Source organism: uncultured Stenotrophomonas sp. (assembly GCF_945952405.1).
Classification (GTDB): Bacteria; Pseudomonadota; Gammaproteobacteria; order Xanthomonadales; family Xanthomonadaceae; genus Stenotrophomonas.
Genome location: NZ_CAMFIA010000017.1, coordinates 37,662 through 47,606 on the forward strand (window position 1 = coordinate 37,662; position 9,945 = coordinate 47,606).

Genomic DNA, 9,945 nt, shown 5'->3' on the forward strand with positions numbered 1-9,945 from the left:
TCAGTAACGTCCGATGATGTGGCCGCTGGTGCTGGCCTGCATGTTCAACAGGGTGTCGACCAGCTGTGCGGTGGCATCGCGCTGGTCGCGGGTCTTGTTGGCCTGGTCCTGCTCTTCGTCGGCAACGCGGCGTTGCACGTCCACCACCTGCAGCGCCATCTGCCGTTCGGCCTCGGTGGTTTCGGCCTGGATGTTGACGCCGGAGGTGACCAGGCCGTTGCTGGCGTTGCCGAGCTGGTTGAGCGCGTAGCCCTGCGCGATCGGCACCTGCGCTTCGGCCATGGTCTGTGCATGCTTGGCGGCGCTGTTTTCAGCAATGCCGTTGTTGCTGTTGGTCGCATCATTGCGGTGCGCCATGGGTGCGTTGCTATCGATGGCCACCTTGGTCTTGGTCCCAGCGATTGCCTCCTGGGTTCCCGCGTTCGCGGGCTTGGTCATGGATTTGGTCTGCATATGGCTGCCCTTCATGGACATCGCAGCACCGGTCCCGGTGACCGCCCCCATCACCATCAGGCCGCCCACCGCGCCACCGAACGATTCGTTGGCTTTCTGCACGCCCTTGTCGCCGGCCTTGATGGTCATGTCGCGTGCGATCATCACCATGCGCGATCCTTGATCGCGCTCCATTTTTTCAAAGCGCAGCAACAGTTCGCGCAGCAGGGCCAGCAGCTGGCTGAAGCTGCTGTTGGCCATCCAGCCGCCCTTCGGCATTTCCGGCGGCGGCGCGTTCCTGCTGCCCGCTGCGGCGTCGCTGCCGCGCGGCGGCGGTGCCTCCGGGCTGGGCTGCAGAGCGCTGGTCAGCACGCCCTTCAGGGTGGCCACCCGTGCCTGTGCTGCCGGCAGGGTCAGTGCCGGGTCGCGCAGTTCCGGCTGCGCACCGCCCTGGCGGGCGGGGGTGCCGCGGTTGGCCAGCAACTGGCTGGTGACCAGCTCGGTCAGGCGCTCATGGGCCTGGCGATCGGCGGCGCGCGGCGCGGCCACCTCCTTGCTGGGCTGCGCCGCCAGGGCGGCGGCATCGCGATAGCTGGACGGAGCAAGGGCAACGGACATGTTCATGCGATATCTCCTGGAATGGGATTCAACTGACAGCGGGAGGGCCGGTCAGGCCCGGGCGATGCGCTGGGCGATGTAGCGCGCGGTGTCGTTCTCGGTGTCCTGCACATCGGCCATCTGCTGGAACAGCGCCTGCACCATGCGGTTCTCGGCCACGAAGTACTCCAGCAGCTTCTGGATCAGGTCGCGCAGGATCTTGGTATCGGCCATGCCCAGCTCCAGTTCGGCCAGCACCTTGGCAGCCTTGACCTGCATGTCGGCGATGACCACGTTGGCCACGCCCTGCGCGGTCTGGTGGCCGAACTGCATGGCCTGCGAGGCCATCATGGCCTGCCCGGCCCGGCGCGCCAGCATCTCGCTGCGCGCCGCCGCCTGGGTGGCGGTGTTGCTGATCGTTGGCAAGGCACTGCTGGCGGTGGTCGCGGCCGCCTGGCTGCTGCTTACCGCCAGCTGCTTGCCGGCCGAGGCGGTCACGTTCTTGGTGATCGCCGGCAGTGCCTTGTTGACCATCTGGCTGGCGGCACGGCTCACCGCCTCGGCGGTGCGCTGCGCGACCTGCTTGACCACTTCCTTCGAAGCGATGCTGGCGGCCAGTTTCTTGCTGGCGAACAGCGCACCGATGATCATCGCGGCCACGGCCACCGCGCCCAGCGCCATCTCGAGCTTGTCGATGATCTTGCGGCTGAGGCCCATGATCTCCAGCGCGTTGCCGATCACCCGGCCGACCGCCTTCACCGCCTTCATCACCAGGTCCATGACCTTCTGGATGGCGTTGTCGAATACCTTCACGCCGAGTTCCGAGGCCACCGCCAGGGTCAGGCCGATGCCGGCCAGGACCATGCTGGCCGAGCCGCTGAAGGGCGCGGCAATGACCGCCACCACGGTCAGCACCCAGCCGACGATCTTGCCGATGCAGCCCATGGTCTTCTTGGTGCGCTCGGCCTTCTCGATCTGCTCCTGGTACTCCTTGGAGCGGCGCAGGTTCTCGGCTTCGCGCACCCGCAGCAGTTCGCGCGCCAGCTCCATGTCGCGGGCCAGCTTGGCGTCGTTGGCCTTGCCGACGATCTCCTGCAGCACCGCCAGCAGTTCGCTCAGCCGCGCATCATTGGTCAGCCCGCGTTCGCTGCGGGGCAGCGACAGCGGCAATGCCGCGATCTCGTCCACGCCCTGCTCGGCCGCCGCAACCTCGGTTTCGCCGATGCTGATCTGCATCAGTGCGGCGCTGACCGCCTGTTGCGCCAGCTCCACCCGTACCGTCATCTGCTGCAGGTGGGCCTGCGCCGCCTTCAGCTGCGCGCGCAGGGCCTCCTGCTCGCCCGGGCCGGCGTTGGCCAGCTCCTTCTGCAGGCGTTCCACCTCGGCCTTTGCGGCCTGAAGCGCACGTTGCGCATTGGCCAGCTCTTCGGCGGCCACCTCAGCGTTGGCCAGCGCGGCCTCCAGCTTGGCATAGGCGTTCTGCAGGGTATCGGAGGCCTGCTGTGCGGTTTCGGCACGTTCCCTCAGGCGCGCCTGCACCAGGGCCATCCGCGACTTCAGCTGCTCAAGGTTCTCAGTGGACAACAGCGCTGACAGTTCCGACATGAAGTAGCCCAGCGCCGCCTCCGGCGTCAGCCGACCTGCACCTTCATGCCGGGCGGCCTGCTGCAGCTCACGCAATGCCGGGCGCCGCAGGGATGGCGCGTCCACGCCGGGACCATTGCCGGATGCCGGCTGCTGCGCCGCCGCGGTGTCAGCCGCCAGTGCCAGCACCTTCTCGGTGACCGCCTGCAGCTGCTGCGGGTTGACCACACCGAAGCCGGACGCCACCGCGGCGATGCGCGACTGGCTGCCGACGGTGAAGGCGGTGGGAGTGGTGCCATTGGGCGGATTCTTAACAATCATAGTGTGGGGGATTCCTTCGAAGGGGCGTCAAGGTCGGCCGCGGCAGCATCCAGCGCCTGCAGGTAGGCACGCGCACGCGCTACCAGGCCTTCATCGCTGGACTTGAGAACCACGGTGTCGAAACAGCTGCGTGCCAGCGGCAGGTTGCCGGTGGCCAGGTGGCACTGGCCGACATGCAGCATCGGCCGCTCGTCGTCCTTGAGCAGGGCATAGGACAGTGCGTACATATCGACGGCCTTGGTGTACTGCTTTTTCATCTGGTGGACGGCTGCCAGGCCGAGCGCGTAGTCACCGTTGTGGAAGTCGTACATGTAGAGGAAACGGAAGAAGGTCTCGGCCTCGTCCAGCTGCCCGTTCTGGTAGAAGCGGAACGCGTAGGTGTACACGCTCTCCATCATGTCGGTGCTGATGCCGTGTAGTTCCTGGTACGTCACACCTGCCTGCGCACCCTGCATCAGGTTGTGCACAAGGTCGTCGATGAAGACGGTATCCAGCGTTCCGGCGTCAGCCGGGCCAGCAGTTGTTTTTTTCATGGTTTACCTCAAGCGTCGGGGCCGCGCAGCAGCTGATGCTCAGGATGCGCAACGATGGGAGGAATTGCTTTCGAATTTCATTCAAATATTGCCGGGCCATCCGCGGCCCGCGTGCCGGCGTCGGAGGGGTTGGCCGCCGCTGCGGCCGGTTGGTGGGCACGCTCGATGTCGCGCAGCCAGTGCAGGATGCGAGCGATCGGATGGGTCAATTCCGGCGGAACGAACTGATAACGACGTACCCCGACGTAAACAGCCCGTGCCACCGGAATGTCCCGCACTACCGGAACGCCGTTCTTCTCGGCCAGCGCGATCACCGCACGCGCTCGCGCACCCTTTTCCCGTACGGATACGAACTGCAGCGTGGGATAGTCGGCGTGTACGTAGATCCCGACCGCGATATGCGTGGGATTGGCCAGAACCATGCTGGAACCGACAACATCGGATTGCACCTGCGCCGACAGCTCCTCGCCCAGCTGGCGACGCCGCTGCTTGATCTCCGGGTTGCCGTTGTGGTCCTTGTACTCCTGCTTGATCTCGGACTTGTCCATGCGCAGCTCGCGCACGTACAGCCGGTAGTCGAGCACGGCCACAGCCAGGTACACCGGCGCCAGCAGCGCCATGAACACCGCGAAACCGCGCCAGCCGGCCTCGCGCCAGAGCGCCCCGGCCTGTGACACCGGCGCCTGCACCTGCTGGAACAGCAGCGGTGCCAGCAGCTTCCAGGCCACCACCGCGGCGGCCACCCCCAGCAGCAGGTACAGCAGCGCCGCCACGCTGCTCTTGACCACCTTCAGCGAGAACAGGTTGCGGAACCCGGCCACCGGGTTGAGCTTGGCGAAATCGATCCGCAGTGCCTTGTTGGCGATCACCCCGCGGCTCTGCAGCAGCGACACGCCCACGGCGGCGAGGATGCTGGCCAGCGCCACCGGCATTGCCATCCACAGGAACGCCACCGTCACCTGTTGTGCGGCCTCGGCCACGCCGACCGCAAAGCCCCGCGCCACCAGTCCCTGGAAGAACGCCTGCAGTGGCCGCACCGGCGTTGCAGTGAGCAGCGCCAGTGCCCCCGCCAGCAGCACCGCGGCCGCGGTCAGGTCCTTGCTGACATAACTCTTGCCCTTGCGCGATTCCTCCAGCAGCCGATGCGGGGTCGGCTTCTCGGTCTTCATGCTCATGCGTGTGCTCCGGCCAGCAGCTGCAACGGATCCAGGCTGTCACGCAGGGTCGGTACTTCACCGGTGACGGTGGGCAGCAGGTAGATCAGCAATGCCAGGAACGCGAGCAGCGATTTGACGGCCAGCGAGATGGAGAAGGCATTCATCTGCTGGGCGAAACGCGACAGCAGGCCCAGCAGGATCTCGGTCAGGAACAGCAGCAGCAGCACCGGCAGCGCCATCCGCACGGCACCGGCCAGGATGCGCCCGGCATGCGCCTGCAGCGGCTCCAGCTGCAGGCTGGGTGCGCTGCCCAGCGGCACCAGCGCATAGCTGGCCTGCAACACCTCCAGCAGATGCACCAGGCCACCGCTGGCCAGGAACACCATCACGCTCATCAACTGGATCAGGTTGGCCATCTCGGTGGCCTCCACGCCGCTGACCGGATCCAGCAGCGCGCCGACACCGGCGCCACGCTGGGTGTCGACGATGGCGCCAAGGCCGTGGAAGATGTGGAAGGGCAAGGCCACCACCAGGCCGATCGCGGTACCGACCAGGGCCTCGCCCAGCGCCGCGGCGCCCAGGCTCAACAGGTCCTGCGGCAGGTCATGGGCCAGCGTGTCCGGTTGCAGGCTGGGCCAGAGCCCGATCACCACCATCAGCGCCACCAGCGAGCGCGCCATGCGCGCCGGCATCACCCCTGGCGACAGATAGGGAATCCAGGCGAAACAGGCGCCGATGCGCGCCATGCCAAGGATCGCCGGCACGCCGTGGTCGCGGGCCAGCGCCACCCATTGCGCCTCCAGCGGCGACAGCACCAGGGTCGCGATGCTCATCCCTGCAGCGCGTGCTGCAGCGCCAGGCGCGCGAAGTCGAGCAGCTGCGCGCCGATCCAGCCCATCATCAACCACAGGCAGGCGATCACCGCCAACAGCTTGGCGCCATAGGGCAGCGTCTGCTCCTGCAGCTGGGTCACGGTCTGGAACAGGCCGATGGCCAGCCCTACCACGGTCGCCACCAGCACCGGGCCGGCCGACAGCAGCAGGATCAGCAGCAATGCCTTGTTGGAGATATAGGTCAATGCCTCCATGCGCCTACACCGGTACATCCAGGTACTGGCGCACCAGTCCCTGCGAGAGCAGGCTCCAGCCATCCATCGCCACGAACAGGATCAGCTTGATCGGTGCGGAGATGGTCACCGGGCTCATCATCATCATGCCCAGCGACAGCAGCACGCTGGAGACCACCAGGTCGATGACCACGAATGGCAGGTAGATGTAGAAGCCGATGCGGAACGCGTCCTTCAGCTCGCTCAGCGCGTAGGTGGGCAGCAGTGCGAACAGCGAGCGCTCGTGCGGCTCCAGCGCAGGTGGCGGCACGCTGGTGTCGTCCTGCCGTGCACGCTCGAAGAAATGCAGCAGTTCGGGATCGGAATAGGTCGCCAGGTAGACCTTGTAGCCGTGCAGCGCCTCGTCCAGGAACGCAATCACTTCTGGCACCGACGCCGGTGGCGCCGGCAGCGCCTGATAGGCTTCGTACAGGCTGACGATGATCGGCTGCATGACGTAGAACGCCAGCATCAGTGCCAGCGCGTTGAGCACCATGTTGGACGGCACCTGCTGCAGGCCCAGGCTGTTGCGCAGCAGGGTGAACACGATCGAGAACTTCAGGTAGCAGGTGCCTGCGGCGATCACGAACGGCACCATGGCGGCCATCGCCAGGGTCGCGATCAGCGAGATGTCGTTGTCGATCAGGTTCATGTGCCGGGCGCCGGGTGATGCAGGAGCACACCGAGTTGTTCGCCCACCTGCACCAGCTCGCCGCTGGCGATGCGCTGGCCGTTGACGCGCAGCTGGATCTGCTTCCAGGCCTCGTGCGGCAGGTTGAACAGCGCGCCGGGCTGCAGCGCGTCCAGGTCGCCCACGGTCAGCGGCACCTGGCACAGCACCACCTCCAGGGTCACCGGCAGCCGCGTGGTATCCAGCGCCGGGGCGATGGCATCTGCGGCTTCGGCAGGCAACGGCTCGGCGGGCACGCGGGTCGCGGCCTCGTCGTCTTCAAGAAAATCCAGGGTGTCGTTCACGGTAAAGGTCTCAAGGGTGAATTCAAACGTGCACACCGCCGCATGGCCGACACGCGCGACCGCCACCATCGGTGCCAGCAGCAGCACGACACCTGTGCGCAGTGCACGCAGGCGAGCGGCGGGCAGCGACAGCTGCGCGATGTGCAGATCCAGAGGCAACGGCAGGTCACGGCGCAGATCGGCGCCGGGCGCTGCGGGGCGCGATGGCTGCAGGCAACGGGCCTGTTCAAGCCAGGCCCAACCCTGCGCGGTGGCCAGCGCCGGACGCGCGGCGGCACGCTCATCGCAACGCGCCACGCCGGCGCCCAGCAGCGCCACCTCGGCCGTGCACAGGGCCGGTGCCTGCAGCTGCAGCAGCGGTCCCTCCGGCATGAAGCGCTGCAGGGCCTGCTCGATGTCCAGCGCCGACCACGCCACACCGGCCAGCCCGGGCCAGTGCGCCGCCAGCCACTCGTCGGCGGCAAGCTGCACGATCATCTGCAGTGATGCGGTGGTGACCGAGAAGCGCAGCACCGCGCCGGTCGGAGAGGCCGTGCGCCAGACCGGATCAAGCCCGGCGGCGCGGCACTGTGCCGCCGCATCCGCCTCGGCGGCGGCGGCCTCGGACAACTGCGCCATGGGCCAACGCGGCAGGTTCACTGCGGCTCACGATGCTTGCGCGGCTGGCGGTCGGTGGCACTTTCCACCGCCACCTGCAGATCGACGTCGCCGGGCAAGGTGGCGCCGGACAGCGTCTGCTGCATGCGTTCGCTGGAGGGCTGCAGCAGCAACCGCGAGCCATCCACCCGCGCCACAACGGCGTGGCCGTCACCCCAGCTGCGGAAGGCCACATCCAGGCGCGTACCGGCCTCGATGCGCGCGCCCTGCGCCTGCTGCATCGACTGCACGTGCGCCTCCGAGCGTGCCTGCTGATGCTGCTGGGCCAGGCCCTGCGCCTCGCGCTGCGCGTGCAGCGACTGATCCGCGCTGGCAATCAGCGCCGATGGCGGCGCCAGCAGCGGCGAAGGTACCGCGTCCGCGCTGGCCTGCGGCCTGCCCTGCGCTGTGCCCGCCTCGCTGGCAGAGCTGGCGGTGGATGCCGGCACCGCGGCGGTGATCGCCGCTGTGGTCGCGGGGGACGGCAGTGGCTCGGCACGGTCGCGTGTGCCGGTCTGCTGCGGCAATGCCGGCTCCCGTGCCGCTGCGGCCTTGGGCTCCGGTGCGGCTTCGGCGTTGGGCATGGCCCCGGCATCCGCAACGGGAGCGCCCTCACCGCCTGTTGCCGGCAGCGCGACCGTAGCGAGCGGCAGCGGCAGCGGCGGCTCCGGTGCTACGGCCGGCAGGGTCACGGCCTGCGGCAACGGCATCGGTTGCGTCCACGCCAGCTGCGCGGCGATCGCGCCAGCCTCCTGCGGCTCGCGCTTGCGTTCGCGCTGGCGGGTATCACGCTCGGGTCCAGTGATGCGCTCGCGCATCCGTTCCGCCAGCGGGGTGGGCTGTATCGGCTCGATTCCCGGCAGGTTGCGCCCGGTGTCTGCAATCTTCATCGACATGCAATCTCCTCCTCGATTTCTCGTTCCTGCCGACGCAGAAGCGCGCGGCGTTGGGTCTTTCTCAGCTGTGCCTGCACCGACTGCAGGCGGCGTGCGCGTGATTGGTGGGTGCCGGCCTGCTGCTGCAGGTCGAGTGCCTGGTCGCGCGCGTCCTCGGCCTCGTCCTGCAGCCGCTCGGCACGCAGCTGGCACTCCAGGTGGTGGGCACGGGCGATGGCGACGGCACGCAGGCGGGTAAACAGGGTTTCGCGGCTGATGCCATGCATTTCATCCAGCTCGGCCAGCTGCAGCTGCTCGTCACCGTGCTGGCGCAGCGTGTCGGCCTGGTCCTCCCGTTCGACGGCGCGGTCCAGGGCCTGGCCTGCGCGACGGCGTGCATCGGCTGCACGGCGTTCGGCCAGGGCGCCGATGCGGCCCAGCTCACGCGGCCACGGCATGCAGTGCATCCTGGGCGTCGGCGAAGGTGATGTGCTCGTTGCTGGCCTGGCGCAGGAACGCGTGCAGGTGCGGTTCGCGGGCGACCGCGTCGTCCTGTTCGCGCTGCTGGCCGGGCGTGTACTCGCCGATATCGCGCAGCAGCTGCAGGTCCTGCAGGCGGCCCAGCAGGGTTCGCACCCGCACCGCCGCCTGCAGCTGGCCCTCGCTGGCCAGCTGCGGGAACAGGCGGCTGACACTGCCCAGTACATCGATGGCCGGGAAGTGGCCACGCTGGGCCAGGCGCGAGGCCAGCAGCAGGTGGCCGTCCAGCAGCGACTTGACCTCCTCGGCGATCGGGTCGGCTTCGCTCTCGTCCTCGATCAGCACGGTGTAGAAGGCCGTGATGCTGCCGCTGTGGGTACGGCCGGGGCGCTCCACCAGCTGCGGCAGCGCTTCGAACACGGAGGCCGGAAAGCCGCGTCGCGCCGGTGGTTCGCCGGCGGCCAGCGCCACATCGCGCAGGGCACGCGCGTAGCGGGTCACTGAATCCATCACCAGCAGCACGCGTTGGCCCTGCTCGCGGAAGTACTCGGCGATGCGGGTGGCCACCGCGGCGGCGTTGACCCGGGTCGCTGGCGAGGTGTCGGAGGTGGCCTGCACGATCAGCGTGCGCGCCGCCTGCGGGCTGCCGCGCACCGCTTCGACCATCGATGCGACTTCGCGGCCGCGCTCGCCGATCAACGCGATGATGCGTACATCGCAGTCGGCGCGTTCCAGCAGCATCTCCGCCAGCGTGGTCTTGCCGCATCCGGCCGGCGCGAAGATCCCCATGCGCTGCCCTTCGCCCACGGTGAGCAGGGCATCGATGGCTCGGATGCCGGTGGCGAACGGTGCCTGCACCGGCCGCCGCTGCCGGTAGTCCAACGGTGCTGCGCGCAGCGGGCTGGGCTGCGCCGGCCGCGCCGTGTCGTACTGGCCATGCAGGCGCTCCATCACCTCACCGAAGCCATCCAGCACGGTGCCGAGCAGGTGTGGGCCCAGCACCACGCTCATCGCCGCTCCGCTGGGCACCACCAGGTTGTCGCTGCCCAGCGCCACCGGCGGCCCGATCAGCGCGAGCGTGGCGATGCCGTGGTCGATCCGGCTGACGATACCGCGCGTCACCACTTCACTGTCGGCCGCGGAGCGGCGCACCCGGCACAGCTCGCCCACCGCCACGTCGGGCAGCGCTGCGCGCAGCTCGCCGGTGCTGGCCGTCAGCGGGGCGGCGCACTCGCGCCAGAGCGCCACCG

At 68.3% G+C, this 9,945-nt stretch carries 11 protein-coding genes; all 11 read right to left on the minus strand.

From position 1 onward, the window contains the following. Nucleotides 1–1,056: a hypothetical protein gene (locus tag Q0P60_RS15940; protein ID WP_294995627.1), complete on the minus strand. Its 1,056-nt coding sequence runs from the start codon at nucleotides 1,054–1,056 to the stop codon at nucleotides 1–3. A 45-nt stretch (nucleotides 1,057–1,101) separates the two neighbouring features. Next, a complete protein-coding gene (gene sctE, locus Q0P60_RS15945; protein ID WP_294995630.1) occupies nucleotides 1,102–2,934 on the minus strand; it encodes a type III secretion system translocon subunit SctE in 1,833 nt (610 codons plus the stop codon). Continuing rightward, nucleotides 2,931–3,467 (minus strand): SycD/LcrH family type III secretion system chaperone, encoded by a 537-nt coding sequence (locus Q0P60_RS15950; RefSeq protein WP_294995633.1) that lies wholly within the window; start codon nucleotides 3,465–3,467, stop codon nucleotides 2,931–2,933. The genes sctE and Q0P60_RS15950 overlap by 4 nt, the downstream gene beginning before the upstream one ends. A gap of 77 nt (nucleotides 3,468–3,544) precedes the next feature. After that, on the minus strand, nucleotides 3,545–4,642 hold the full coding sequence (locus Q0P60_RS15955; RefSeq protein WP_294995636.1) for an EscU/YscU/HrcU family type III secretion system export apparatus switch protein: 1,098 nt from the start codon (nucleotides 4,640–4,642) through the stop codon (nucleotides 3,545–3,547). Beyond that, nucleotides 4,639–5,457, minus strand: a complete 819-nt coding sequence (gene sctT, locus Q0P60_RS15960; RefSeq protein WP_294995640.1) for a type III secretion system export apparatus subunit SctT — start codon at nucleotides 5,455–5,457, stop codon at nucleotides 4,639–4,641. The genes Q0P60_RS15955 and sctT overlap by 4 nt, the downstream gene beginning before the upstream one ends. After that, entirely contained in the window at nucleotides 5,454–5,711 is a 258-nt protein-coding gene (gene sctS / locus Q0P60_RS15965) for a type III secretion system export apparatus subunit SctS (protein ID WP_294995643.1), read from the minus strand. The genes sctT and sctS overlap by 4 nt, the downstream gene beginning before the upstream one ends. 4 nt (nucleotides 5,712–5,715) lie before the next feature. Continuing rightward, nucleotides 5,716–6,381 (minus strand): EscR/YscR/HrcR family type III secretion system export apparatus protein, encoded by a 666-nt coding sequence (locus Q0P60_RS15970; protein WP_294995645.1) that lies wholly within the window; start codon nucleotides 6,379–6,381, stop codon nucleotides 5,716–5,718. Next, complete coding sequence (locus tag Q0P60_RS15975; RefSeq protein WP_294995647.1) at nucleotides 6,378–7,322, minus strand: FliM/FliN family flagellar motor switch protein; 945 nt, start codon at nucleotides 7,320–7,322, stop codon at nucleotides 6,378–6,380. Before Q0P60_RS15975 ends, Q0P60_RS15970 begins: the two co-directional genes overlap by 4 nt. A 17-nt stretch (nucleotides 7,323–7,339) precedes the next feature. Next, complete coding sequence (locus tag Q0P60_RS15980; protein WP_294995649.1) at nucleotides 7,340–8,236, minus strand: hypothetical protein; 897 nt, start codon at nucleotides 8,234–8,236, stop codon at nucleotides 7,340–7,342. After that, nucleotides 8,227–8,673 (minus strand): hypothetical protein, encoded by a 447-nt coding sequence (locus Q0P60_RS15985; protein ID WP_294995651.1) that lies wholly within the window; start codon nucleotides 8,671–8,673, stop codon nucleotides 8,227–8,229. The genes Q0P60_RS15980 and Q0P60_RS15985 overlap by 10 nt, the downstream gene beginning before the upstream one ends. Continuing rightward, on the minus strand, nucleotides 8,657–9,943 hold the full coding sequence (locus Q0P60_RS15990) for a FliI/YscN family ATPase (RefSeq protein ID WP_294995653.1): 1,287 nt from the start codon (nucleotides 9,941–9,943) through the stop codon (nucleotides 8,657–8,659). Before Q0P60_RS15990 ends, Q0P60_RS15985 begins: the two co-directional genes overlap by 17 nt. Nucleotides 9,944–9,945: the final 2 nt, after the last annotated feature.

What these genes read in the sequence shown, in the direction of transcription:
- Q0P60_RS15970 (WP_294995645.1), bottom strand. Translation starts at nt 6,381, where the DNA reads ATGAACCTGATCGACAACGACATCTCGCTGATCGCGACCCTGGCGATG.
- sctT (WP_294995640.1), bottom strand. Translation starts at nt 5,457, where the DNA reads ATGAGCATCGCGACCCTGGTGCTGTCGCCGCTGGAGGCGCAATGGGTG.
- Q0P60_RS15985 (WP_294995651.1), bottom strand. Translation starts at nt 8,673, where the DNA reads ATGCCGTGGCCGCGTGAGCTGGGCCGCATCGGCGCCCTGGCCGAACGC.
- Q0P60_RS15975 (WP_294995647.1), bottom strand. Translation starts at nt 7,322, where the DNA reads ATGGCGCAGTTGTCCGAGGCCGCCGCCGCCGAGGCGGATGCGGCGGCA.
- sctS (WP_294995643.1), bottom strand. Translation starts at nt 5,711, where the DNA reads ATGGAGGCATTGACCTATATCTCCAACAAGGCATTGCTGCTGATCCTG.
- Q0P60_RS15980 (WP_294995649.1), bottom strand. Translation starts at nt 8,236, where the DNA reads ATGTCGATGAAGATTGCAGACACCGGGCGCAACCTGCCGGGAATCGAG.
- Q0P60_RS15940 (WP_294995627.1), bottom strand. Translation starts at nt 1,056, where the DNA reads ATGAACATGTCCGTTGCCCTTGCTCCGTCCAGCTATCGCGATGCCGCC.
- Q0P60_RS15950 (WP_294995633.1), bottom strand. Translation starts at nt 3,467, where the DNA reads ATGAAAAAAACAACTGCTGGCCCGGCTGACGCCGGAACGCTGGATACC.
- Q0P60_RS15955 (WP_294995636.1), bottom strand. Translation starts at nt 4,642, where the DNA reads ATGAGCATGAAGACCGAGAAGCCGACCCCGCATCGGCTGCTGGAGGAA.
- sctE (WP_294995630.1), bottom strand. Translation starts at nt 2,934, where the DNA reads ATGATTGTTAAGAATCCGCCCAATGGCACCACTCCCACCGCCTTCACC.